The sequence below is a fragment of the Streptomyces sp. GESEQ-35 genome (assembly GCF_017948485.1).
GTDB lineage: Bacteria > Actinomycetota > Actinomycetes > Streptomycetales > Streptomycetaceae > Streptomyces.
Genome location: NZ_JAFFSX010000034.1, coordinates 1 through 25,558 on the forward strand (window position 1 = coordinate 1; position 25,558 = coordinate 25,558).

At 70.4% G+C, this 25,558-nt stretch carries 18 protein-coding genes and 2 pseudogenes; 9 read left to right on the forward strand and 11 right to left on the reverse strand.

Annotated features, from left to right (window positions below; translation table 11 throughout):
• A partial coding sequence (locus KCH87_RS42375) for a hypothetical protein (protein ID WP_210593278.1) occupies positions 1-180 on the reverse strand: 180 nt, incomplete at its 3' end.
• A 214-nt stretch (positions 181-394) separates the two neighbouring features.
• Here KCH87_RS42375 and KCH87_RS42380 point away from each other — a divergent pair.
• Positions 395-1,339 carry a helix-turn-helix domain-containing protein gene (locus KCH87_RS42380; protein ID WP_210593279.1) on the forward strand — a complete coding sequence of 315 codons (945 nt, stop codon included), beginning with the start codon at positions 395-397 and terminating at the stop codon, positions 1,337-1,339.
• A 27-nt stretch (positions 1,340-1,366) separates the two neighbouring features.
• Positions 1,367-1,804, forward strand: coding sequence for an SgcJ/EcaC family oxidoreductase (locus KCH87_RS42385; protein WP_210593280.1), 438 nt, complete (start codon positions 1,367-1,369; stop codon positions 1,802-1,804).
• 380 nt (positions 1,805-2,184) lie between these two features.
• Here KCH87_RS42385 and KCH87_RS42390 read toward each other — a convergent pair.
• Both KCH87_RS42390 and KCH87_RS42395 read right to left on the reverse strand, forming a co-directional pair.
• Positions 2,185-2,718 (reverse strand): annotated as a pseudogene (locus KCH87_RS42390) (GPP34 family phosphoprotein); the annotation flags it as partial.
• A gap of 237 nt (positions 2,719-2,955) precedes the next feature.
• Complete coding sequence (locus tag KCH87_RS42395) at positions 2,956-3,603, reverse strand: TetR/AcrR family transcriptional regulator (protein WP_247197639.1); 648 nt, start codon at positions 3,601-3,603, stop codon at positions 2,956-2,958.
• 88 nt (positions 3,604-3,691) lie between these two features.
• On the opposite strand from KCH87_RS42395, the gene KCH87_RS50590 reads away from it, so the two are divergent.
• Both KCH87_RS50590 and mraY read left to right on the forward strand, forming a co-directional pair.
• Entirely contained in the window at positions 3,692-4,459 is a 768-nt protein-coding gene (locus KCH87_RS50590) for a LuxR C-terminal-related transcriptional regulator (protein WP_210593281.1), read from the forward strand.
• Positions 4,460-4,593: 134 nt separating this feature from the next.
• Complete coding sequence (mraY, locus tag KCH87_RS42405; protein ID WP_210593282.1) at positions 4,594-5,661, forward strand: phospho-N-acetylmuramoyl-pentapeptide-transferase; 1,068 nt, start codon at positions 4,594-4,596, stop codon at positions 5,659-5,661.
• An 84-nt stretch (positions 5,662-5,745) separates the two neighbouring features.
• Here the strand turns inward: mraY and KCH87_RS42410 are convergent.
• From KCH87_RS42410 to KCH87_RS42430, 5 genes and pseudogenes are all read right to left on the reverse strand, one after another.
• Positions 5,746-6,506 (reverse strand): annotated as a pseudogene (locus tag KCH87_RS42410) (SDR family oxidoreductase).
• Between the two features lie 98 nt (positions 6,507-6,604).
• Entirely contained in the window at positions 6,605-7,483 is an 879-nt protein-coding gene (locus KCH87_RS42415) for a carbohydrate ABC transporter permease (protein ID WP_210593283.1), read from the reverse strand.
• 26 nt (positions 7,484-7,509) lie between these two features.
• The gene (locus tag KCH87_RS42420; RefSeq protein WP_247197640.1) at positions 7,510-8,421 is read right to left on the reverse strand and encodes a carbohydrate ABC transporter permease; all 912 of its coding nucleotides are present in this window, start codon (positions 8,419-8,421) and stop codon (positions 7,510-7,512) included.
• Entirely contained in the window at positions 8,418-9,692 is a 1,275-nt protein-coding gene (locus KCH87_RS42425; RefSeq protein WP_210593284.1) for a sugar ABC transporter substrate-binding protein, read from the reverse strand. The genes KCH87_RS42420 and KCH87_RS42425 overlap by 4 nt, the downstream gene beginning before the upstream one ends.
• A 35-nt stretch (positions 9,693-9,727) precedes the next feature.
• Positions 9,728-11,731 carry a glycoside hydrolase family 127 protein gene (locus KCH87_RS42430; RefSeq protein WP_210593285.1) on the reverse strand — a complete coding sequence of 668 codons (2,004 nt, stop codon included), beginning with the start codon at positions 11,729-11,731 and terminating at the stop codon, positions 9,728-9,730.
• Between the two features lie 599 nt (positions 11,732-12,330).
• Between KCH87_RS42430 and KCH87_RS42435 the strand changes: the two genes are divergently transcribed.
• Positions 12,331-14,724 (forward strand): SpoIIE family protein phosphatase, encoded by a 2,394-nt coding sequence (locus KCH87_RS42435; RefSeq protein WP_210593286.1) that lies wholly within the window; start codon positions 12,331-12,333, stop codon positions 14,722-14,724.
• 22 nt (positions 14,725-14,746) lie between these two features.
• Positions 14,747-15,643, forward strand: coding sequence for a LacI family DNA-binding transcriptional regulator (locus KCH87_RS42440; RefSeq protein ID WP_210593287.1), 897 nt, complete (start codon positions 14,747-14,749; stop codon positions 15,641-15,643).
• A gap of 176 nt (positions 15,644-15,819) precedes the next feature.
• On the opposite strand, the gene KCH87_RS42445 is transcribed toward KCH87_RS42440, so the two are convergent.
• The gene (locus KCH87_RS42445) at positions 15,820-16,581 is read right to left on the reverse strand and encodes a TSUP family transporter (protein ID WP_210593288.1); all 762 of its coding nucleotides are present in this window, start codon (positions 16,579-16,581) and stop codon (positions 15,820-15,822) included.
• 83 nt (positions 16,582-16,664) lie between these two features.
• On the opposite strand from KCH87_RS42445, the gene KCH87_RS42450 reads away from it, so the two are divergent.
• Complete coding sequence (locus KCH87_RS42450; protein WP_210593289.1) at positions 16,665-17,615, forward strand: LysR family transcriptional regulator; 951 nt, start codon at positions 16,665-16,667, stop codon at positions 17,613-17,615.
• A 125-nt stretch (positions 17,616-17,740) separates the two neighbouring features.
• Here the strand turns inward: KCH87_RS42450 and KCH87_RS42455 are convergent, their stop codons facing one another.
• A complete protein-coding gene (locus KCH87_RS42455) occupies positions 17,741-18,421 on the reverse strand; it encodes a helix-turn-helix domain-containing protein (protein ID WP_308299048.1) in 681 nt (226 codons plus the stop codon).
• Positions 18,422-18,775: 354 nt separating this feature from the next.
• On the opposite strand from KCH87_RS42455, the gene KCH87_RS42460 reads away from it, so the two are divergent.
• Both KCH87_RS42460 and KCH87_RS42465 read left to right on the forward strand, forming a co-directional pair.
• A complete protein-coding gene (locus tag KCH87_RS42460; protein ID WP_210593291.1) occupies positions 18,776-21,715 on the forward strand; it encodes a BTAD domain-containing putative transcriptional regulator in 2,940 nt (979 codons plus the stop codon).
• Positions 21,716-21,824: 109 nt separating this feature from the next.
• Positions 21,825-24,761, forward strand: a complete 2,937-nt coding sequence (locus KCH87_RS42465; RefSeq protein WP_210593292.1) for a LuxR family transcriptional regulator — start codon at positions 21,825-21,827, stop codon at positions 24,759-24,761.
• Between the two features lie 45 nt (positions 24,762-24,806).
• Here KCH87_RS42465 and KCH87_RS42470 read toward each other — a convergent pair whose 3' ends face one another.
• Positions 24,807-25,364, reverse strand: coding sequence for a flavoprotein (locus KCH87_RS42470; RefSeq protein ID WP_210593293.1), 558 nt, complete (start codon positions 25,362-25,364; stop codon positions 24,807-24,809).
• Positions 25,365-25,558 lie beyond the last annotated feature (194 nt).

A 25,558-nucleotide genomic window follows, 5' to 3' on the forward strand; every position in this document is an offset into this window, starting at 1 on the left:
AGAGGGACGAGGCGGTTCCTCGGCTCCGCAGCCCGCCTGTCCCCGGCCACCGTGACCCGCCTCACGCAGCAGCGGCAGGCCGACCACAAGACGTTCGGCGGACGCGATCTGGTCGTGACGTTTCGTCAGTTCCCGTGCCGCACGGTCGGTGGAGCGGCGGCAGTGGGTGAAAAGCCGCACGGCAAAGGGGAGTTGCCAGGGGTTGCGGCGGACCTGTTTCGGCAGCCGGTGGGGGACATGACCCGAGCTCGGGCCGTGCGAGGATCGGATTCATGCAGGAGCTGGAGTGCCGCAAAGGGGAAATCGACAGCCTCAGGCAGCGTGAGCTGATGCGCCTGGTTTTCCGGGGCACGACGTTCCCGGCGGGCCCGTGCGTCGCGTGCGCTGACGTTGCATGACCAGCGCTGACGCTTTCCTGGAGACTCTCGCGACAAGCGGCCTGCCGCCCTTGCGTGGCCGACGGCACGTCGGCGACGAATTCCGCGCCGACGTCGTGACCCGTGACCTGGGGCCCCTGAGGTTGGCCGAGCTGGTGACCCCGGAGGGCGAGTGCTTCCGGGACGCGCAGTCCGCTCGCGCCGAGGACAGCGAGCTGTGGCAGATCGAGCTGGTGACGCGAGGACGGGTGCGTGCCGAGCAGGGCGGCAGCACTGCTGTGCTCGGGCCCGCCGACCTGGTCCTGATCGACCCGGTGCGGCCGGTCCGGTTCGCCAGTACCGCGACCACGCACGTGACCATGCTGGTACCGCGGCGCTCGCTGCGGCTCAAACCGGACGACGCCGCCCGGCTGGCCGGAGTGCGCATTCGCGGTGACCGCGGCCCCGGGGCCCTGGTGTCCTCGCTCGCACGGGACATGGCGCGATCCCTGGACGGGTTCCGCGCCGACGAGGCGGACAGGTCGGCGGCCGCAGTGATCGAGCTGATCGCGGTGGCGCTCTCGGCTCAGCTGGGCAACTCACGTCCGGTTGCCGACGACGCGTTGCGCACCCGGATCGTCGGCTTCATCGAGGCGAGGCTGTCCGACCGGGATCTCGGCCCGGCGAAGGTGGCCGCGGCGCACCACATGTCCGTACGCCAACTGCACAAGCTTTTCGAGAACCAGCCTCTGACGGTGGCGGCCCTGATTCGCCGGCGGCGCCTGGAGCGGTGCCACGCTGACCTGGCCGGAACCGACCGCACTGTCGCAGCCGTCGCCGCCCACTGGGGGTTCGCCGATCCGGCGCACTTCAGCCGACTGTTCAAGGCCACCTACGGGTACAACGCGGTGGCACTCACGTCCAACTACCGCGCACAGATGGTCAATGCGTCCGCTGACCGGCCCGCCGAGGATGGTGACTGAAAGCGTAAATAGCAGAAAGGCGATCTCATGGAACAGTCGGTCGAAGCGATGAGCGCGATCCCGGCCCGGATGAACGAGGGTTGGAACCATGGTGACGCCACCGCGTTCGTCGCCGATTTCGCGGAGGACGCCGAGCTCGTGGACTTCGAGGGAACCGTTCACAAGGGACGCGAGGCGGTGATCGCTTTCAATCAGCCGCTCTTCGACACGGTACTGAAGGGGTCCCGGCTGGTGCGGGGCGAGGTGCCGTTCGCCCGGATCGTCCGCCCGGGCTGCGGCGTGGTGCACCACCGCGTCGGCATGGTGATGCCGGGCGAGCAGGAGCCGCTGTCGAGCCGCTACTTCATGCAACTGCTCACGGTGGTGTGGCAGAACGACCGTTGGGAGGTCGCGACGCTGCAGAACGCGCGCCTGATCTCGTTGGAAACCGCGATGGCCCTGGACGCTCAGGCCGCCGCCGAGTAAGGGGCACGAAAGGATCACGCCCGCCGGCAGACTGCTCACGCCCGTGGAGCAGACCCGCCGGGCCGGGTACGCCACGAGAGTCAAAGGTGCGGCGAACCATGAAAGCTAGGGCATTGTGGGCCCGACCCCATGACCGCACGTTCACGGGCAACGTCCTATGCGCTTACGCGGTGTTGCGGGCGTTGCGCGACGTGCGCCGAGGCCGGTCGTGCCGCGGCGGAGATTCTCTTCCGCCGTATGGCGGGCGACACGAGCTCGGACCAAGTCGTACGCCTGCGGACCCGGTTGATTCCGCGCGGCTCGGGCGAGAGCGTTCCCGGCAGGGACTGGGGCCACCGGACGCCCTACAGCCGGTGGCCGCCCTCAGGAGCGGCACGTGGTCACTTGCCCCAGCCGCCCCCGACCACCACGCTCGACAGGTACGAGTCGCGCAGTGCCGTGCGCAGGCCGGGGACGGCGTCGTCGACCCGTGCCGCGAGCGCCTTGAGCGTCTGCGCGTGCTCGCGCCGCTCCTTGCCGGTGAAGACGCTCGTCACCTCGGCCTCGGCGGCGAGTACGGCCATGGTGACCTCCTCCGTCGGGCTCGTCGAGGCGTGACCGGCTCCGCGCAGGACGGCGTCGCGTACCCCGTCCCGCAGGGTGCGTACCGGACGGGGGTCGTCGACGGTGACCCGGTCGACGGGGACCAGCCCGAGCCGCTTCTCGCGCCGGACCGTGATCGCGTGTGTCGCGGCGAGCTGGTCGCGGACGGGTTCCTCCGCCGTGTGCGCCTTGTTGTGCACGAGCGAGAGCCAGCCTTTGGGCCTGTCCGCGGACACGTCGTGCCATACGTCGGCCAGGAAGGGGTCGGACGGTGGCTCGACGGCCGGGCGGACGACCTTGCCGCCCTCGGCGACGAGCTTTCCGCCGAAGGTGAGTTCGGCGAATACGCCACGGTGCCAGAAAGGCGATTCTCGAACCGTCGGGCGAGATCGACGCGCCGGCGCGTACGGGGGCCTCGAAGAAGTCCTCGACGGTAATAGGCGACGGGCTCTTGCGCGGACCGGCGGTCATACGGAATCTCCCTGTGGGATGGTCTCGGGCGGAGTCGGCGACTTGCTCGGACGACTTGCTCGGACGACTTGCGGACGACTGGCTCGGCCACGGCTCGCTCAGGTGACGGCGTCGCCGGTGGCCGCGCGGATCGCCTGGGCGTACCGCCGCGCGAGGGCCTTCACGTCGCCGAACTCCGCGGGGTCGGCACCGGCGAGGATCGCGGCGCCGATGTGCTCGTCCATCACCCGCACGACCGACACGGCGGCGGCCGCGTGCATCCGTACCTCCAGGTCGTCGGACGGGCGATCGAGCCGGGAGCCGATGACCGAACTCATCTCTCGTTCCATCTCGTCGCAGGCCATCAGCCACGCCGTGCGGAGCGCCGGCTCGGTGTCGGCGAGGCGGATCATCTTCATCGCGAGCATCTCGTCGGCGAGGTCGACGGGCGGCTTCTCGTGGCCGAGCCTGGTCAGCTCCGCGGCGAGATGGTCCTCCAAGGAGGTCTCCCGGAGCCAGCCGCGGAGCACGCTCATCAACGTGACGACGCCCTGCATGACGATCGGCTCGGCACAGCTCTCCTTGCTGCGGAAGTGCCGCCAGATCGTCCGCGTGGACAGGCCCACGGCCTGGGCGATCTGGTCCCCGCTCGTCGCGGCCACCCCCTGCTCCCAGAAAAGGCGGGCCGCGTCCCGGGAGATCTCCAGCCGCAGTCGCGTACGGCGCACGTCACTCATGCCCCCGCCGCCGCTCTTCTCCGTAGCCATGGAGCCGCCAACCTTTCTTGCGTCCTTGAAGGACAGTTTGTCACTTAGTGACGCGTGATGCAAGATGGGGGCATCGGCAGGGGGTGAGGTGCAGGCGACTGCCCGGCCGGCTCTCCGGCCACCGGGATACGTAGCTTTCACCGACGCGAAGGCGTTCTTGGTCGCGCCATCGTCGGTAGCGGATCACGTCGTCCACGACATCTCTGGAACCGGGCGGGAGCTTGCCATGGATAGTGTCCGGGTCGTCATCGACTCGCCTGATCACCTCTCTCGTATCGGCCTTGCGCACCTGCTGGAAATCGAGACGGGCGGCAAGGTCGAGGTTCTCGGCCCAGGCGATCCGGCCCGGGCGCACGTCCTGCTGTACGCGACCCACCGGTTCGATCCCGCGTCGGCGACCCGACTACGCCGGAAGGCCGTCGAGTTGGGCGTCCCCGTCGTCCTCGTCGTCGACGACCTCGACGAAGGGGACCTGCTGACCACCGTGCAATGCCGCGTGGTCGCGGTCGTGCTCCGCTCGGCGATAACGACCGACTTGCTGACCGACTATGTCGTTTGTGCGGCTGCCGGTGGCGCGGCGATGCCGGCGGACATGCTCGGAAACCTCCTGACCCAGGTGCGCGAGCTCCGCGACGAGCTGATCGCGCAGCGCGGTATGAATGGACTCGGGCTGTCACAGCGGGAACTCGACGTGCTGCGGCTGCTGGCCGACGGGCACGACACCAGGGAGATCGGCGAGAAGCTCGCCTACTCGGAACGCACCATCAAGAATGTTCTGTCCACCGTCCTGAACCGGCTCGGCCTGCGCAACCGGACCCATGCGGTGGCCAGCGCGATCCGATCCGGTCTCCTGTGAGCCGACGAGCAGGCGCGGTTCGGCGGCCCAGAACAATGGACACCACCGTCCTGCAGTCCCCTCGCCGACGCCGTGGCCGGACGCGTGGTTCCGTAAGGGGGAGTGCGTAACACCGAGGGGGAGACAGCCGTCCGATGAATCAGATCCTGTTCGCCGGGGCCATCGGCCTCTTTCTGACCCTGATCGGCACCCCGCTGCTGATCAAGCTGCTGGCTCGCAAGGGGTACGGACAGTTCATCCGGGACGACGGGCCACGGAGCCATCACGGCAAGCGTGGAACGCCGACGATGGGCGGCATCGCCTTCATCCTGGCCACTCTCATCGCGTACGCACTGACCAAGGTCGTCACCGGCGAGGGCGTGACCTACCCGGGCCTGCTGGTCCTGTTCCTGATGGCGGGCATGGGCGCCGTCGGATTCCTCGACGACTACATCAAGATCGTCAAGCGGCGTTCGCTGGGGCTGCGGGCCGGGGCGAAGATGTCCGGCCAGCTGATCGTCGGCATCCTGTTCGCCGTCCTGGCCGTCCAGTTCGCGGACGACCGCGGCCAGACCCCGGCCTCCCTGAGGCTGTCCTTCGTCACCGACTTCGGCTGGACCATCGGGCCGGTGCTGTTCGTCGTGTGGGCGCTGTTCATGATCCTGGCCATGTCGAACGGGGTGAACCTGACGGACGGTCTGGACGGGCTGGCGACCGGCGCCTCGGTCATGGTCTTCGGCGGATACACCTTCATCGGCCTGTGGCAGTTCCAGAACTCGTGCGCCAACGCGATGAACCTCACCAACCCCGCCTCCTGTATGGAGGTCCGCGACCCGCTCGACCTCGCCGTCATCGCCTCGGCGCTCATGGGCGCCTGCTTCGGGTTCCTGTGGTGGAACACCTCACCCGCCAAGATTTTCATGGGTGACACCGGCTCACTCGCCCTCGGCGGCGCCCTGGCCGGCCTGGCCATCTGCTCGCGTACCCAACTGCTGCTCGCCCTGCTGGGCGGCCTGTTCGTCCTGATCACCCTGTCCGTGGTCATCCAGGTCGGCTCGTTCAAGACGACCGGCAGGCGGGTCTTCAAGATGGCGCCGCTACAGCATCACTTCGAACTCAAAGGCTGGTCCGAAGTTCTGGTCGTGGTCCGCTTCTGGACCATCCAGGGCGTGTGCGTCATCGTCGGTCTCGGCCTGTTCTATGCGGGATGGGCGACGGGCTGAGACGGGAGTTTGCCGGCAGGGTGCAGGCCGTGCGCGGCCTCGCGGTCCAGCGGAGCGCCAGGCCCGCGTCAACTGTGCTGGGCGTCAGGCTTGCACGGTAGGCCGGACGACGATCTCGCTGATGTCGATGCCGACAGGCTGCTCGATCGCGTAACCGATCGCTGATGCGATGGCGGTGGGCGGGATGGCGATCTCGTCGCGCTGTTGGGCGGTGGCCGCCGCTGCTTCGGGACTCGCCCCCTTGCCCACACCTTCCGTGTTGGTGAACCCCGGTGAGACGAGGGTGACACGCAGGTGGGGTCCCGACTCCTGCCGCAGGCCCTCGGTCAGCACCTTCACCGCCGTCTTGGTGGCCGCGTAGACGCCCTGCGGGGATTTCACGACGTAGGCCGCGGTGAGGCGACGTTGACGAACTGGCCGGAGCCCTGCCGCCGGAAGACGGGAAGTGCCGCCCCGATACCGTTCAGCAGGCCGGTGATATGTGTTGCGACCATGGCGTCCCAGTCGTCCTGACGCAGCTCGTCAAACGGTGACACCGCCATCGTGCCGGCGTTGGAGACCAGGACGTCGAGCCGGCCGAACCGGTCGACCGCCGTGTCCGTCAGGCGCTTGAGGTCCTCGCGGCGCGTCACGTCGATGACGGCCCCGACGGCCGAGCCGCCCTGGACCGTGATCTGGTCCACCACCGCGTTGAGCCGGTCTTCACGTCGGGCCCCGAGCACGAGCCGGGCCCCTTTGCCGGCGAGGTAGGTCGCCGTCGCCGCGCCGATGCCGCTGCTGGCACCTGTGATCGCTACGACCTTGAAGGCCCGTTCGTGAGGGCGGTCAAGTCCGTTACCTCGCAGGAGCTGCTTCGGCGTCGTCACGAATGCCCGGCGGCCCGTCGGCCGGCTCGCGGGGGAGCGTCATCGTCGACAGTGTCCCAATCGGCCTCTCGGGGGGCCTATTTCACCGCGCCGCTGAGCAGTCCGCCGACGTAGTACTTCTGTAGCAGCAGGTAGATGACCAGGCAGGGGACGATGGTCACCGCGACGCCGGCTTGGAGGACTCCCCAGTTGACGCTGCCGAGGTTGCCGCTGGCGAGGACGCTGAGGCTGACCGGGAGGGTGAATTTGTCCTGGTCGGTGACGAGGATCAGCGCTGCGAAGAACTCGTTCCAGCAGGCGAAGAAGGTGAGCAGCGCGGTGGTGATGAGGCCCGGTACGGCGACCGGCAGGACGACCCGGACCAGCGCGCTGAGGATTCCGCAGCCGTCGATCAGTGCGGCTTCTTCCAGGCTGCGGGGGATCGCCGAGAAGGAGTTGCGCATCAGGAACAGCCCGAAGGGGAGCTGGAAGGTGGTGTAGACGGCGGTCAGTCCGAGGAGCGAGTTCTGGAGTCCGAGGTTGTTGAGGAGCAGGTAGAGCGGGGTGATGATCGCCTGGAAGGGGATCATGAAGGTGGCCAGGGTGGCGAAGAAGAGGAGGTTGCTGCCGGGGAAGCGCAGCCGGGCGAAGCCGTAGCCCGCGACGGTGCTGAGGACCACCGTCGCCAGGGTGGCGCCCAGCGAGACGATCAGGCTGTTGCCGGCATTGGTCAGGATGTTGATCCCCGTGTCACCGCCCAGGGACCGGAAGTTGTCCAGGGACAGTTCGTGCGGATAAAGGGTCGGCGGCGCGGCGGCGGCCTCGCCCGGTGCCTTGAGACTCTGCGAGAGCATCACGTACAGCGGGTACAGGAACAGCACGGCCAAGCTGGCGCAGACGGCCCACCAGGCGGTCCGGGGCAGCGACTGGCGGATGGCGGCCGGCAGGTTCCTGGGGTCCTTGGGGTCCCTCTCCACCGGACTTCTCCTCAGGTTTCGGGTCCTCACTGGTCGGAAGAGCGCAGTAGCAGCATCTGCGCCGCGCTGACCCCGACGAGCGCGATCATGAGCAGGGCGGACAGGGCTGAGCCGTATCCGAGTTGGAACTTGATGAAGGACGTGCGGTAGATCTCGTAGACCGCGGTGATCGTCGAGTTCGACGGGCCGCCGCCGGTCATGACGTAGAACTGGTCGAAGGCGAGCAGCGAACCGGCGACGGAGAAGACCAGGACCAGGGCCAGTGTCGGGCGCAGCAGCGGCAGGATGACGTAACGGAAGGTCTGGAGGCGGCTCGCGCCGTCGATTCGGGCGGCCTCCTCCACATCGACGGGGATCGACTGGAGTCCGGTCAGCAGCAGCAGCATCTGAAGGCCGACGATTTTCCAGGTCACCATGCCGATGACCACGAGCAGCGCGGAGTTCGATCCGGCGAACCAGTTGGTCGTACGGCTGCCGAGGCCGAGATGGTCGGCGAGGTCACCGGCCGGACCGATGTCGGACTGGAACATGAAGAGCCACAGAAAGGCTGCCGAGGCGAGGCCGACCACGACCGGCAGGAAGTACACGGCCTGGAAGAAGCGGGCACCGCGGCGCCGTTGCCGGACCAGCAGGGCCAGTCCGAGGCCGAGGACGAACAGCACCGGTGTGGTGATGAGCGTGTACTTGACCGTGAAGACCACGGCGGTGCGGAACTCGGTGTCGTGCAGGGCGTCCCGGTAGTTCTCCAGGCCGATGAAGCGGTGCTCTCCCAGCAGTGGCCAGTTGTGGAGCGACATCCACAGCATCATGACGAGCGGGACGAAGAAGAAGAGCGTGATCAGCGCCAGGGCCGGTGTCGTCATCGCGATACCGGCCAGCCGGCGCCGCCCGGCCCGGGACAGTGACCGCCGGCGGCCGCGGTGGCGGTCTCCGTTCATGGCGCGTCGTCGATGATGGACTGGGCGGCCTTCTGCCCTTCCTCCTGCGCCTGGGCGATGTCGCCGTCGAAGACCGCCCGGTTGATCATTTTGACCCAGGGCCCGTTGCTGTCGTTGAACAGCGCGTTCTCGACCGTGCTGTACGGCGTACGGCCCTTCTCCATCGCCTCGCCGAGCACCTTGTACCGGGGATCGAGCGGGGTGTAGATCTTGTCGATCAGATCGGTGCGTACCGGAACGATGCCGTTGTCCGCGAGGACCGTCTGCGCCTGCTCGCCGGTCGTCCACTTGATGAACTCCTGTGCCTGCTCCTTGTTCTTCGCGTTCTTGGTGACGGCGATCTCGTCGCCGCCCGCGAAGGAGGCCGAGCCGCCGTTCTTGCCGGGCAGCGGAGCGACGCCGTAGTCGACTTTGTCGTCCTTGTTGAGGACCTGCACGAAGAAGGCGCCGAGCGGGGTCATGCCCAGCTTGCCGCTCTGGAACGCGGCGGGCTGGTTGGTTCCCGCATCGGTCCTGGACTGGGCCGGCATCGTGCCGTCGGTGTACAGCGTCCGGTAGAAGGTGAGGGCGTCGGTGACCTCGGGTGTGTCGAACAGGGCCTTCTTGCCGTCGGGGCTGAGCACATCGCCGCCGCTGGCCCAGATGTGCGGCGTGAACTCGAAGACCTGGCAGCCGCCGCACTGCCCGGCGATGGCATACCCGTAGGTGCCGTTGCCCAGCGCGCGGATCTTCTTCGCGGCAGAGACGATCTCCGCGTAGTTCGTCGGGGGCTTGTCCGGGTCGAGACCGGCCTTCCTGAACAGGCCCTTGTTGTAGAAGAGGACGGACGCTTCAGCGGTGAACGGCAGCGCGTACGTACGGTCGTTGTACGTGGCGAGCCTGCGGTGGGCCGCGCTCAGGCCGTCCTTGTACGGCAGCTCGTTCGCCAGCTCCGTGATGTCGTCGAGTACGCCGGTGGAGGCGAAGTACGGCAGATACACGAGGTCGATGGAGGCGACGTCGGGTCCGGAACCGCCCGCGGCCGCGGTGCCGAACTTCTGGACGAAGTTGGCCTGGGGGACGACGGTCACTTTCACCTTCGTGTCATGGTCCTTGTTCCAGGCGTCCGCGACGAGGCTGATGAAGCCCTTCTGGCTGTCGCGGGCCCACAGGGTGATGGTTCCCGAGTCGGAACCCGAGTCCGAGTCCGAGCCCGAGCCGCCGCACGCGGTGGCGAGCAGCGCCACGGACGTCAGCAGCACACCCGCTGCCCTTGCTCTGCTGGTTCTCATGACTGGCGGTCCTTAAGAGGTGGTGGGGGTCGCCTTCAGCTCGTGGGCAGCCAGACGCGCATGCTGCCGTCCTCGCGGTTGGCCCAGGCGTAGTAGGGGATGGCGGTCAGTTCGAGAGGTGGGTCCGTGGGGGTTTCCTTGGGACCGGTGGCTGGAGCCGTGCGGTACGGCCACCAGCCGCCGTGTCCGGCGGGGCGGGACCGCAGCCAGCCGGAGCCGATCACGGTGGTGACCCCGCCCAGCAGGTCGGGGCGGTGCTGGACGGTCAGTCCCGCAGTGGGGTCGAGCACGATGTCGTCCAGGCCGGGAGCACCGGGCTGGTCCACCTGCTCCAGGCAGTGGACGAGCGGGCCGCGTTCGACGGCCACGCAGCCCCGCACGGCGTCGACCCTGGGGTCGGCCTCGGTGAGCCGCGGCTCCATGCCGAGGTTCAGGACGACCGTGTCGCCGGGCTGCCACGCGCGGCGGATCCGCAGCCAGCCGTCCTGCGACACCTGGTCGGCGGGCTTGGCCCCGACCTCCAGCGTGTACTGCTCGCACCAGTGCGGCACCCGCAGCGACAGGGTCCACTCCCCGGTGCCCGCCTCGTCGACGGTCACCGCGATGCGGCCCTGCCAGGGGTAGTCGGTGTTCACCCGGACCGCGACCCGGCCGCCGTCGGTGAGTCCGCCGTACGAGCCGGTGGCGTACTGGTGCAGTTGTAGACCGTCGGCGTCGGTGGTGGCCAGGTAGTGGGGCAGGCTCGCGAGCAGCCGCATGACATTGGGCGGGCAGCAGGCGCAGGTGAACCACGGGGTGCGGCGCGCTGAGTTGTCCCCGCCCTGGGACTCGTAACCGTCGCGCACCTGGAGCGGGTTGACGTACAGCCAGCGCAGTCCGTCCAGGGAGACTCCGGCCAGGAAGCCGTTGAAGAGCGTGCGCTCGATCAGGTCCGAGTAGCGGGTCTCGCCGGTGAGCAGGGCCATCCGCCAGTTCCACTGGATCGAGGCGACGGCCGCGCAGGTCTCGCAGTACGCACGCTCGTTGGGCAGTTCGTACGGGTCGCCGAAGTCCTCCGACTCGTGGTGGGCGCCGAGGCCGCCGGTGAGATGCGTCTTGGTGGTGGTCATCGCCTCCCACAGCCGCTCCATCGCGGCGCGCAGTTCCGGCTCGCCGGTCTCGGCGGCCACGTCGGCGACACCGGCCAGCAGATAGAGCTGTCGTACGACATGGCCGGTCACGGTCTCGGCCTCCCGCACCGGGATGTGGTCCTGGCAGTACGCGGGGCCCGGGGCGACGGCGTGTGCGTCGCCCAGCATGGGGCGCCCGTCGCGCAGCAGGCCGTGCCCGCGCCGGTCGACGAAGTACCCGGCCAGGTCCAGATAGCGCCGCTCGCCGGTCTCCCGGTAGAGCTCCACCAGGGCGGTCTCGATCTCGGGGTGCCCGGGGATGCCGTCGACGGGCTTGCCGGGGCCGAAGGTGTCGTCGATGTGGTCGGCGAAGCGGCGGGCGACGGTGAGGAGATCCTCGCGTCCGGTGGCCCGGTGGTGGGCGACGGCGGCCTGGATGAGGTGGCCCGCGCAGTACAGCTCGTGGCCCCAGCGCAGCTCGACGAAGCGAAGTGTGGGTCTGACCACCTGGTAGTAGCTCTGAAGGTAGCCGTCGTCCTGCTGGGCTTCGGCCAGCAGGCGGATCATCCGGTCCATGTCCTCGGCCTGCGCGAACTCCTCCTTCCGGTCCGTGTCCGCCAGCTGCCAGGAGGCGGCCTCCAGCCACTTGGTCACATCGGTGTCGAGGAAGGGCAGCTCGCCCCGGTACTCGCCGGTCGCCGTTCCGGCGGCCAGCCGGAGGTTGTGCAGATTGCCGACGGAGTCCAGCAGGGCCGGGCCCTGGGGGATGCTCACCTCGGCGTTGACGCGTCGGCGCTCGTGCCAGAAACCGCCGGTGACGCGGGCGGACTCGGCCGGCCGCAGCGCGACCTGTGCCCGGTCACCGAGCCGGACGGGGCCCAGTGCGGGGGTGGGGGCGGGGGGCGGCCCCGGGGACGGAGGGAGAGACATGGACGTGCTCCCTGGGTGACGAGAATATCCGGGTTATTTATCTACATTCGCCTACAGACTGCTCCGTATCGTCGCGCCATGCGAGGTGCGGGGGTCTAGAGGTGCGGGGGCCTATGGGGCGTGGCGGCACCGGTGACGGCGCGCCGGTGGCGAGAACGCCGGTGCGCCGAGGGCGGGCGTGGAGCACTCTCTCGCGCCGGGGAGGCGGACGCCGTCCCGCTCGCGAGTGCGCGTGAGCCGCCTGCGGGGTGGGTGTTCCGGCCCCGGCCGTCGCTGCCCGGCGCGGTGGCCGGTTCGCACGGGGAGCGGCGAGGCGGGCGCCGGGAGCCGGAAGGCCGGCGAGGCGGGAGCCGGAAGACCGGCGAGGCGGGAGCCGGAAGACCGGCGAGGCGGAGTCGGCGTGGTCGGGTGGTGTCTGGTCCTGCCACGTCGGGCGGCGGAGTTCCCGGATCGCGGGATCTCGATGCCTGGTGCACTTTGGCCGGATATGGTGGTTGGAGCCTACAGAGCGCGACCCGACGGCTGCGGGGTGAGCGACGATGGCACATCACGACAGGGCTGTTGTTGCCACGCCCTTTGATCACGGTTCCTCGGCCGACATGGCCACGGCCACCGTGAGCCGGCAAGGCATCGTGACGAGCTGGAGCGAGGGCGCTCGGCGCCTGCTGGGCCACCCCGCCACGGAGGTCGTGGGCGGCCTCGTCACCGATTTGCTCGCCGTGGACCCCTCGGACGCCGCCTGGGCGGGACTGGCCGGGGCGGAGGCGTGGAGCGGGACAGCCGCCGTCCGCCATCGGGACGGTCGCCGGCTCGATCTCGGTGTGCGCGCCTTCCCGTCGCTGGACGGCGAGGGCAAGGCCAGCGGATTCGTCATGGCCTTCGCACCGGACCCGGTCGGGAACGGCGGCTACCGAGGGACGCTGGAGCGGTCGTTCACCCAGGCCCCGGTCGCCATGGCCATGTTCGACACCGAGCTGCGGTACCAGTGGCTCAACGACATCACCTGCGACATGATCGGCACCGGAAAGGCGCAGCTGCGCGGACGGCGGTACGCGGACACGGTGCCCGACGACGACGCCGGACGCGGATTCCTGCGACACCTGCGCCAAGTCGCCGAGACCGGGACACCGACGCGCTACGACGACATCGTCGCCGGACGTGCCTGGAACATCGAGATGTGGCCGGTCAAGGATCCCTCGGGCCGGGTACGCGGCGTCGGCACCGCCTCGTTCGACAGCAGCGAACAGCAATGGGCGCGGCAGCGGCTGGCTCTGCTGAACGAGGCCGGCACCAGCATCGGCACCACCCTGGACGTGGTGCGCACCGCCCAGGAACTGACCGAGCTGGTCGTGCCGCGGCTCGCCGACTTCGTCAGCGTGGACCTGCTCGACTCGGTCCTAGAGGGGGAGGAACCGACGGCGGAACTCATCGACGCGGCCGTCGTCCTGCGCCGGGTCGCGCACCGGTCCGCCGTCGAGGGTGTCCCCGAGGCCGCCGTCGAGCTGGGCGCGGTCGACACCTACCCGGCGTACTCACCGCCCGCCCGCTGTCTGGCCGCCGGCCGCTCCCTGCTGAGCGGGCTGGAGGATCCCGATTTCGTCCGGTGGATCGAGGGCGACGACGTCAGGACCGGCAACGTCAGGGGCGCGGGTGTCCACTCGGGCATGGCCGTACCGTTGCGCGCCCGCGGGATCACCCTCGGGGTGGCCGTCTTCTGGCGCCGACTGCGTCCGGAACCCTTCCGGCCGGACGACCTGGTCCTCGCCGAGGAACTCGCCGGCCGGGCCGCCGTCTGCGTGGACAACGCGCGGCGCTACACCCGCGAATACACCACCGCGCTCACGCTACAGCGCAGCCTGCTGCCTCGGGGACTTCCCGGGCAGGCGGCCGTCGAGGCCGCCTTCCGCTATCTGCCGGCGGGCTCCCGGGCCGATGCGGGGGGCGACTGGTTCGACCTGATCCCGTTGTCCGGAACCCGGGTCGCCCTCGTCGTCGGCGATGTGGTCGGCCACGGTGTCCGTGCCGCCGCCACCATGGGGAGCCTCCGTACGGCCGTCCGGACCCTCGCCGACGTCGACCTGCCGCCCGACGAACTCCTCACTCACCTCGATGACCTGGTCACTCACCTCGCCCCCGACGACGCCACGACCGCCCGCGACGAACAGGACACCGACGGGATCAGCGCCACCTGCCTGTACGCCGTCTACGACCCCGTCTCCCGCCGCTGCACCTTCGCCAGCGCCGGGCACCCTCCACCCAGCGTCCTCCACCCCGACGGCACCGTCGTCACCGTCAGCCTCTCCCCGGGCCCCCCGCTGGGCGTGGGCGGCCTGCCCTTCGAGGCCACCGAACTGGAACTGCCCGAAGGCAGCCTGATCGCCCTCTACACCGACGGCCTCCTCGAAGCCCGCGGCCGCGACATCGACGTGGGCCTCGCCCGGCTGCGCCAGACCCTGGCCTGCCCCTCCCCCTCGCTCGAGGTCACCTGCGACACCCTGATCGATTCGCTGCTGCCGGCCGCCCCCGCCCTTCGGCCGGGAGCCCCCGCTCACATCCCCCGCCCTGCCGACGACGTCGCCCTGCTCGTCGCGCGCACCCGGGCCCTGCACACCGACCAGGTCGCCACCTGGGGCCTGCCCCCCGATCCGGAGATCGTCGCCGACGCCCGGCTCCAGGCCTCCCGCCAGCTCCAGGCCTGGGGGCTGGAGGAAGCGGCGTTCGTCACCGAACTGGTGGTGAGCGAACTGGTCACCAACGCCATCCGATACGGCGCCGTCCCCATCCAGCTCAGGCTGATCCGCGACCGCACCCTGATCTGCGAGGTCTCCGACGGCAACAGCGCCGCTCCTCATCTGCGCCGCGCCCGCACCTTCGACGAGGGCGGGCGCGGGCTCCTCCTGGTCTCCCAGCTCACCCAGGGCTGGGGCACCCGCCAGACCACCGGCGGCAAGACCATCTGGGCCGAGCAGCTCCTGCCGACGAGCCACTCATGACGAACTACGCACGAGGAGACCGGTGAACACCGACGCCACCAAGGAGACTCCGCCGACCGGCCGGAGCCGCGCGCTCGGACTCGTCTTCCCGCCGGCCGGCGACCGCTACACGGGGATGCAGCTGGACTTCGTCGGCCGCGTGGCCGAGGCGGCCCAGGCATACGACTACGACGTGCTGCTCACCACCGGCAGGGAGGTCGGCGACGCCCCGTTCCAGCGGATCCTGGCCGGACACCGGTTGGACGGCCTGATCCTGATGGAGATCCGGTTGGAGGACGCCCGCGCCGTCCACCTCACCGAGCTGGGCTTCCCCTTTGTCGCCATCGGACAGCCCGGCCTGGAGAAGACCTGGTGGGTGGACCTGGACTGGGTTGCCCTCGGCCGTGCCTGCGTACGGCACCTGGCCGACCTGGGCCACAGCAGGATCGCCTTCGTCAACCGGTCGGAACAGCTCTTCAAGGCCGGGTACGAGTCCGCGCACCGTGGGCTCGAAGGGTTCGACCAAGGTGTGGAGGAGCTGGGGCTCACCGGACGCGCGTACCTCTGCGGGGACGACGCCGCCGCGGGCGAGACGTGCCTTGAGCGGATCCTGCTGGAGGACCCCGCCACCACCGCGCTGGTGACCCTGAACGAGGCGTCCCTGGGCGGCGTGTACCGCGGGCTGACCCGCGCCGGTCGCGTCGTACCGCGCGACTTCTCGGTTGTCGGCCTGTCGGCAGGGCCCTGGGCGGAATCGGTGACCCCGCCGCTCACCGCGGTCGACGAGCCGGTCGGCGAGATCTGCCGGGCCGCCGTCGAGCTGCTGATGGAGCAGCTGGACACGCCCGACGCCGCTCCCCGGCACGTCATGCTGAGACCGCTGGTCTCCATCCGCTCCAGTACCGGCCCCTGCCACTCGGTACCGGGTGCCGATTTCTGAGCCGAGCAGGCCCGCACACCACACCCGATCTCGTTGAGCACGATCTCGCACCCGGGGAACGGGTGGTGCCGTCGGTTTTCAGCTCGTGCTCGCCGATCGGGACGGCGGCACGCGCGTGTTCGGCCGGCTCGCATGCCTCGACGACGGGGACTCATCACCGCGGCTCCCCCGCGTGGTCAGCCGCGCAGGAAATACAGGACGGTCATGATCACGGCGGTGGACAGAATGACGCCCCGCAGCAGCCGGGCGGGGAGACGGCGGGCGAGGTGGGCGCCGGCGTAGCCTCCGGCCACCGCGCCGACCAGCATGGAAATGAGGACGAGCGGAGCGCTCAGGGTGTCCGAGGCGATGAGGAACAGCACGGTCGCGCTGAGATAGATGGCGGCGAGCTGCGCGATCCGCATCGGATTGCTGACCGCGGCGTCGAGACCGAGGCCGATGCTCCACAAGGCCATCATCATGATGCCTACGGCACCGCCGAAGTAACCGCCGTACACGGCGAGGAGGAACTGGCCGATCAGGACGGCGCGGGAACTCATGCCGACCGAGCGGCCGAGCGCGGTGTTCAACGCTTGCGAGAGGCGCCGTCCGAAGGCGAGGATCACCGTGGCGAAGGCGAGCAGCCACGGCGCCGCGGCGTCGAACGACGATGCCGGCAGCGCCAGGAGCAGACCGCCGCCGACTCCGCCGCCGATCACACTGACCGCTGTCAGCGACTTCGTGGACGTCGTCCCGACCGGGGCGAGTTCGCGTCGGTAGACCCACGCGCCGGCCACGGCCCCGGGCACGAGGGCGACACGGGACAACGCGTTCGCCGTCACCGGCGACAGGCCCAGTGCCACCAGGACGGGCAGCGCCACGAACGTGCCCCCGCCACCGATGGCGTTCAGCGCTCCGGCGGCGGCACCGGCCAGCAGGACAAGCAGTATCTCGGACACACGGCGAGCATCACCCCGTGGGAAGGGAGTCCACAATGCGTAATCGACGGACCCAGCCTTAGGCTGGGCCATAGGCTGATGCGGTGCGTTATGACTTGGACGACCTGCGGCTCTTTGTGCACATCGTGACGGAGGGCTCGATCACGGCGGGCGCTCACCAGATGCACCTGAGCCTGCCTTCGGCCAGCGCCAGGGTGCGCTCGCTGGAGCTGCACGCCGGTGTACCGCTGCTGATCCGCGGCCGGCGGGGCGTGCGGCCCACGCCGGCGGGGACGACCCTGGCCCGCCACGCACGCGACGTGCTCGCCCGGACCGCGCGGCTCGAAAGCGCCGTCGCGAGCTACACGCGGTCCCCGACCGCTCCGCTGACCCTGCTGGGCGGCGGCTCCGCGATGCATGGGCTCGTGCCGCGGGCCCTGGTCTCGTTCCTCCGCGCACACCCGGACGTCGACGTCACGGTGTCCGAGAGCCGCACCCCGCACACGGTACGGATGCTCGCGGACGGTGAGGCGGATCTGGGGGTCGTCCTCGACGACGAGGCCCGCGACCGCGGCCTGCCGATGGAACCCCTCGGCGACGACTCCCTGGTCGTGATCGGCCAGGCCGGAGGGATCCTCGACGGGCGGACCGCACTGACCTACGGCGAGGTCGCCGAGCACCCTCTCGTCGGGCTCGACGCCGACTCCTCGCTGCGCCGCTGGATCGAGAAGCACCTCGGGCCACACGCTCCGGTGGTGCGCTACCGCACCACCGTCGCCGACCTCAACGTCGTCGTCGCACTCGCTGCCGCCGGCGTTGGACTCGCCGTAGTGCCGCGTCGCGCCATCGACCGCCACCAGCCACTCGACATGTGCGAGCTCCAGGAACCCTGGGCCCGCCGCCACCATTTGCTGGCCTGGGGCGTCAAGGACCGAGCCTCACCGACGGCCACCGCGGCCCTCGCCCATCACCTGCGCCAAGCGGCACTGTCCGAACCTTCCTCCCACGACGCACTCGAAGACTCCGCCGGCCGGCCGCCCTTCCCTGACAGCTGACCGTTTCGCTCCGCATGGTTCCTGATGAACGCGGCGAACTGACACACCCCCACGAACACGGCCGCCGCCCCTGGGAGGGGACGGCGGCCGCTGACGGATCGGAGAGATCGAACGGATCGGGGAGATCAGAGAGCCCCGCCACGCAGCCTCGCGCTGATGGTCCTTCCAGCTCGCTGGACGACATCGGCGAGGCGGTCCAGCCGGTGCGCGGGATCGGTCACCACGCACAACGCCGCCACCGGGGAACCACCGAAACCGGTCAACGGCACGGCCACGCAGCACACGCCCGCCACCAACTCCTCCCGGTCGAATGCGACACCCTGGTCCCGGATCGCCTTCGCCTCCCGCTGCCAGGTGGCGGGAAGCGGCCCCAACGGCAGCCGCGGATGTGCTCCGGCCACCAGCACCTTGCCCGCCGCGGTACGCCACGGCCACGTGACCTCGTCACGCAGCCGATCGCGTACGTCATCCGGCGTGGACGACGTCCATTCCACGACCAGTGTCTGGCCCTCCCACAGCACGCTGACACCGACCATGGCATCCGTGACCTGCGCCAGACGGCGGGCCGGTTCCCGTGCGGCCGGCCGGAGTCCGGGGTGGGGCTGCCATCGCTGACCGAGCGAGAACATCCGTGGCCCCACCCGGTATCCGCCGGCGAAGCGTTCCACCGCCCCCACGTCCACCAGTTGTTCCAGTAGCCGGTAGGCGGTGGTTTTGGGCAGTCCGCAATCGGCTGCCAGCCTGGTCAAACCCGCGTCGCCGGCCCGCTCCACCGCTCCCAGCAGCCCGAAGGCGCCTTCCAGCACGCTCCGTCCACCGGTGTCCGCAGAGGGCACGTCGACCGACGCGGGCCGTCGGCCCCACGGCCTCACCGAAATCCCTTGCGTATCCCTCGTATCCGTCGAGTCGCATGTCGCCGTGCTGTGCCTCTCGTTCACGCTCATCGCCCCCGTCGCTGTCCCCCGTTTGCGACACCTGATTTCCTGGCGCCACAACCGTTGCGAAATCGCCGCGTGCATATGCGCTTTCGACCGCTGCATCAGCGTGGACCGCGAGCGTGGGGCGGAACGTTGTCGATAGCTTGTCGCTCAGCACTAGGACAGGTCCTAGGCCCTGTCGGATGCGCAACGGTGAAAAGCGATCTGCACGGGGGTGCGGACATGGTGGTGCATTTACGACTGCTGGGCCCGGTGGAATTCGCGGAACGCGGGCGGGCGAGAGAAGTAGGACCGCCGCAGCGCAGGGCCGTGCTGGCCGCGCTGGCCGTGGACACCGCAATGCCGGTGGCGGCCGACTTACTGATCCAACGCGTCTGGGGCACCGATCCCCCGGACGGGGCGCGCCGGGCACTGCACGCACACATCGCCCGGATCCGAAGGCTGTGCGAGACCACCGGCGACGCGGACAACGTGCGGTTTCGTCTGGTGCGCCGCTCGGGCGGATACCTCCTTGAGGCGGACCCGGACCGGGTGGACATCCTCCGTTTCCGGCATCTGGTAAACCAGGCACGCGAGGCAGGCCGGAGCGACAAGGAGCGGATGTCACTTCTGAGCGAGGCTCTCGGGCTCTGGCGCGGGGAGCCACTGGCAGGGCTGAGCGGCCAGTGGGCGGCCCGCGTGCGCGAGGCCTGGCGACGGCAGCACGTGGACGCCGCTGTGGAGTGGGCGCAGTTGGAGTTGCGCGCCGGTGGCACCGTCACCGTGACAGGGCTGCTCAGCGATCTGCTCGGCGAATATCCCATGGCGGAACCCCTCACCGAGGTGCTGATGCGTGCGCTGCACGCCGCCGATCGGGACGCGGAGGCACTTGGCTGCTACGCCGCTCTGCGGCAGCGCCTCGCAGAAGAACTCGGCTCCGACCCCGGGCCCGGCCTCCAGGCCGTACACCAGGCCATCCTGCGAGGAACCCTGCCCCAGCACTCACCCCGGCCGACGCACCACGGGACGGACGAACCCGCCACCGCCGCCCAGTCACCCGCCCCGGCGACGACATCCGCCGTCCCGGCCCACGGGGAGCACTTCTGGGGGCCGGCGGGCGGGGTGCCCGCGCAACTGCCCATGGGCGTACGTGGCTTCACCGGACGGCAGGAGGAGCTCGCCTACCTGGACGGAGTCCTCGCCTCGGCGGCCGACCAGCCGTCCGCCGTGGTGATCTCCGCGGTGTCCGGCACCGCGGGCGTGGGCAAGACCGCGCTGGCCGTGCACTGGGCGCGTACGGCACAAGGCGCCTTCCCCGACGGGCAGTTGTACGTCAACCTGCGGGGATTCGCCCCCGGAGGCCCGGCGATGAGCCCGGCGGAAGCCGTGCGGGGTTTTCTCGACGCCCTGGGTGTGGAGCCCAGCCGTATCCCCGCCCGGCTGGACGCGCAGGCAGGCCTGTACCGCAGTCTGCTGACCGGACGGCGGATGCTGGTGGTGCTGGACAACGCTCGTGACGCCGAACAGGTCAGGCCGCTCCTGCCCGGTGCGCCCGGCTGCATGGCGCTCGCGACCAGCCGACGGCAACTGACCGGACTGGCCGCGGCCGAGGGCGCCCACCTCCTCACGCTCGGGCTGCTCTCGCGCGCAGAGGCCCTGGACCTGCTGACCACGCGGCTCGGTCCGCACCGGACCGCGGCCGATCCCGCAGCCATCACGGAGATCATCGACCGCTGCGCCGGACTGCCCCTGGCACTGGCCATCGTGGCCGCCCGAGCCGCCGCGCAACCCGGTCTGCCGCTCGCCCGGCTCGCCCAGGAACTACGCCTTGCCGAGAGCCGGTTGGACGCGCTCGACGGAGGAGACCCGGCCAGCCGGATACGTGCAGTGTTCTCCTGGTCGTATCGCGCGCTGCACCCCGAGGCCGCCAAGCTGTTCCGGTTCCTGGGGCTGCACCCGGGACCGGACATCGGGCTACCGGCGGCAGCCGCACTGGCGGGCGTACCGGTGGCGGAAATCCGTGCTCCGCTCACGGAGCTGGTGCGCGGACACCTGCTCGCGGAGCCCGCTGAGGGCCGTTACTCCTTCCACGACCTGCTGCGCGCCTACGCTGCCGACCTGGTCGCCACACATGACGACGACGCCGTCGGCCGTGGTGCGACCCGTCGGATGCTGGACCACTATCTGCACACCGCCCACCGGGCCGACGTACTGCTGACTCCCCAGCCCCATCCGGAGCCGCTGCCTCCTGCCGACCCGGGCTCCGCGCCCATGGAGCTGTCGGACCACCAGCAGGCACAGACCTGGTTCACGGCCGAGTATCCGGTGCTGCTCGCCGCTGTGCGGAAGGCGACGGCCGCCGGATTCGACACCCACACCTACCGGCTCGCCTCAGCCATCACCACCTACCTCGACCGGCACGGACACTGGCAGGCGCTGGCCACCGTCCAGGCAACCGCCCTGGAGGCCGCACGACGCCGGGAGGACACAGCGGGCCAGGCCGAGGCCCACCGCGGCTTCGGCCTGGCCCAGGACCGGCTGAACCGGCGCGACGAAGCACGCACCCACTACCTGCTCGCCCTGCAGCTGTTCGGCGCACTCGGAAACCATCCCGGACAGGCCCGCACCCACCAGCACCTCGCGCGGATGACCGCCGCTCAGCAACTCCACCAGCAGGCCCTCGACCACGCCCATCACAGCCTCACGCACTACCGGGCCGCCGGAGACAGGGCGGGGCAGTCGGCCGCGCTCAACCACGTCGGATGGCTGCACGCGCAACTCGGCGCCCAGGAGCAGGCCTTGGTGCACTGCCGGCAGTCACTCGCGCTGGCCCAGGAAACCGGCGACCTCAACGGGCAGGCCCATACATGGGACAGCCTCGGCTACATTCACCACCGCCTCGGCCGGTATGCCGGGGCCGTCGACTGCTACCGGCAGGCCATCGGACTCTTCCGCCGGACCGGCGACCTGCACAGCGAAGTCGCGGGCCTGGTCTGCCTCGGCGACATCCACCGTGCCACCGACCGCCACGACGCCGCCCACAGCGCCTGGAGCCGCGCCCTGGCCATCGCCGACGAACTCGGTCTCCCGGACACGGATCCGCAGCGTGCCGGCCTGCTCCACCGGCTCCGCCCCCTCCAGGTCCGCGCCTTGCCCCGGTCCGCTCAACGGAACCGGCCGTGACACGGCCGGTCCCCGGCACCACGCTGCCTACCGGCAATTCATCGCACATCGGTTCATAAAACGTCGGAACTCGCACGACACGACTTCAGAAACACACGGGGGTGTGTGCATGCAGATCGTGGACAACGTTGGCTTGTCCGAACTCGTGGGCCGTGACCTGGAACGTCACGTACTGGAAGAGGCGCTGGACGAGGCCCGTCACGGGCGCGGCCACACGGTTCTCATCACCGGCGAGGACGGCATCGGGAAGTCCCGACTGGCCCTGGAAGCGGCCCGGTCCGGACGCCGGCACGGTATGCGGGTGCTCGAAGGGCGGACGAGCCCGGTCGGCCCGACGGTGGCGCTGCGGCCCCTGGCCGAGGCGCTGGCGTGTCTGTTCCGCGACGGACAGGGGCCCGACGGTAAGGCCCTCGGCTCCTACCGCGCCGTCCTGGGCGGCCTCGTACCCGAGTACGCGCCCGCCGCCGAGCGTGAACTCCCGCCCGCCGAAGGGCCCGATGACGCCGAGCCGGACGCATCCCCGGTCCTGCTGGCCGAGTCCGTCCTCCGTCTGGTCGCGGCTGCCGGGGAAGGCCGGGGCAGCCTGCTCGTTCTCGAAGACCTCCACGACGCCGACGTCGGCACGCTGGCCGTGGTGGAGTACCTGGCGGACAACCTCGCCCGCCAGGGCATCGTCCTCCTCGTCACGTTCCGTTCCGGTCCGGGCGCCCCCTGGGACCTGGCCCGCGCCCTGACCCGGCGGCGCAGCGGCACGCTCCTGGTGCTGCGCAGGCTCGACCGCGCCGAAGTCGAACGGCTCGCCGCGTCCCATCCGGACACGGGCGTCACGGCCCTGCCCGCCGAACTGCTCGACGACCTGTACCGCGACAGCGGCGGCAACCCGTTCATCGCCGAGGAACTGCTGCGCACCATGGTCGCCACCGGCCACTTGGCGCACGGCCCCCAGGGGCATCGGCCGGTACCGGGTGCCGACGCCGGGGTCCCGCTCGCCGTCGAGCACAGCATCGTCCAGCGCGTCGGCCGGCTCGGGCCCGAAGCGCACCGGCTGCTGTCGGCGGCGGGCGTGATCGGCGAGCGGTTCCCCGTCTCGGTGCTCCGGCAGGCCCTGGGTATGACGGAGACCGAGATGTTCGGGTATCTGCGATCGGCCGTCGCGGCCGACCTGCTCACCGCCGACGGACCGACCTCCGACTGGTACGCCTTCCGCGGCCCGATGACCGTCGCGGCCCTGCTGAGCCGGCTCACCCCGACGGACCGGGCCGCCCTGGCCGGGCAGGCCGCCGAGGCGGTGGGTGAACTGCATCCCGGACTGCCGGGCGAGTGGTGTCTCTTCGGCGCCGCCCTCAAGCGCTCCGCCGACGACCGGCCGGGCGCCGCGAGGCTGTTCGCCGAGGCCGGTCGGCGGGCGCTCATGGGAGGCCGGGCCGAAGCCGCGGTCGGCCCGCTGACACAGGCATGGGAACTCCTGGACGACTGTGACGACACCCGGTTGCGGGCCGACGTCCTGGCCGAGCTGATGTCGGCGCTGGCGGCGAGCGGCCGGACCGAGCGCGGCCTGGGGCTCGCCGCCGCCCTGGACGAGCTGGGCGGCCCGGCCGTGGACGCGGAACGCGTGGCGACCCTGCACACTCGGCTCGCCTGGCTGTACCACGCCGACGGGCAGCGGGCCGAAGGGCTGACCCATGTCGAGGCCGCGCTCACCGTGCTGGGCCCGGACGCGGAGGACCGGCAGACCGCTCAGGTCGAGGCCGTATGGGCCCGGCTGATCGTGGACTCACCGGAGCGGGCGCAGCAGCTCGCCACCCAGGCCGTCGGCAAGGCCGAGCGGGCGGGCCTGCCGGCGCTCGCCTGCCTGGCATGGCAGGTACGTGGTCTCGTCGCACAGCAGCGAGGCTCGCGCGACGCGGCCCTCTGCTTCGACCACATGCAGGCCGTGGCCGACGGCCACGGACTGCCCCTGTGGCGGATGCGCGCGATGTTCCACCGCGCCGGTCAGCAGTGGCTGGTCTCCGGAGACCGGGCCGCACTCGTCCGGGTACGTCGGCACGCCGGGCACCTGGGCGCGACGGCGCTGCGCACCGGCGTCGACCTTCTGCTGTCCCTGGACCACGTCCTGCGCGGCGAGTACACAACGGCCGACGCCCTGACCGAGGCCGAGGCGGGGAGGGCCGTTCTCTCCGGCAGCGACGCGCGGTTCCTTACGGCGGTCCGCGCGATCAGCGCTGCCCACCAGGGGCGGCTCGACGCGCCGGAACACGTGCCCGTTGGAGGAGAGGTCGAGCCGTCACCGTGGACGCCGCTCACCCGGGGGCTGGGCGAGGCGGTGCGCGCGCTGTTGGCGGAGGACCGTGACCGGGCCCGCCTCGACCTGGCCGATGCGGCGGCCGAGGAGGCCGTACTGCCCGCGCCCTATCCGCTGGCCGGACAGTACGGGCTGGCCCTGCTGCTGGATGTGCTGGCGAAGGACGCCGACTGGCCGCGCTATCACGAAGTGGCCGCCACCGAGGCGAGTCAACTGCGGTGGAACCGGCACTTCTTGCTGCTGGCGAAGGCCGTCCTGCTGGGCCGTGAAGGGCGGGGCGCGGAGGCGGCCGTCGCCAGGGAGGAGGCCACGGCGCTCGGGGAGCCGTACGTGATGGCCGCACATCTTGGTCTGCGGCTGGTCGCCGAGGCCGCCTGCGCCGACCACTGGGGCGAACCGGTGCGGTGGCTGCGCAGGGCCGAGGAGTACTTCCACCAGGCAGGGTTTCCGGTGGTCGCGCGGGTCTGCCGCACACTGCTGCGGCGCACGGGTGTGGTGGTGCCGCAGCGCGTGGACGCCGGCCGGGTGCCGCAGCGGCTCCGGTTTCTCGGCGTGACGGAACGGGAGTACGAGGTACTCCTCCTGATGACGGACCGGCCGGACAACCGCAGCCTGGCCGCCCGGCTGTTCATCTCCCCGCGTACGGTCGAAAAGCACGTCGCGAGCCTGATCCTCAAGACCGACCAGCCCAACCGGGCGGCGCTCAACGCGTACGCGGCCCGAATACACCGGGACGAGCGGTAGACGCCGTGGGCGGCCCTGAGAGCCGAAGAGCCGCCCACGGCAGTCTCAGTCGCCCGACTGAAGGTTCTTCTCCAGCCACGTGACGACGGTCTCCACCACCTCCTCGGGCGGCGGCATGGTGATCCCCTGCGCGTTCTCGCGCCGCCAGAGCTCGTAGACCACCTGCTCCTGCGGATCGACCACGGTGTGGCCGTCGGCACGCAGCGTGGCGACGTGGCGCCTGGTGGGTTCCTTGACCCACATGGAGCGGTTCATGTTCGGGAAGAAGATCGCCGGCCGGTCCGCGGCCAGCAGGACTGTCTGCGCCGGAGTGGCGGCCAGGCCCAGTGCGGCGGCGGCGAGCGTGTTGGCGGTGGCGGGAAGCACGACGATCGCCGCGGACCGCTTCGCGAACTCGGTGGGATTGAGTGCCGGGTCGTCGCTGGTGTAGGCCTCGTCGGCATGCCAGGCGGCGACCTGCGGCTGGATGAACCGCGTGGCGCTGCCGGTGAGCAGCACCCGCAGGTCCAGGTCGATCTCCTGGCGCAACCACATGAGGTAGACGGGGAGTTGACTCGCCGCGCTGGATCCGCAGGCGATCACTGACAGAGCGTCATCTCGCATGTGCTCACCCTGCCCCCGCCGGGCTCCGTCCACATGGGGGCCAGGCCCCCATGTGCGGTCTCCGCGCGCCTCAGGAATATGGGGGCATTCACCCCATGTCGTACGGCGGCGCCGCTGGCAGTGTCGATGTCGTTCACCGGGCCGCGCTTCCGGCGGCCTCTCCGTGACAGCAGCGATCAGCGCAGGGAGGTGAA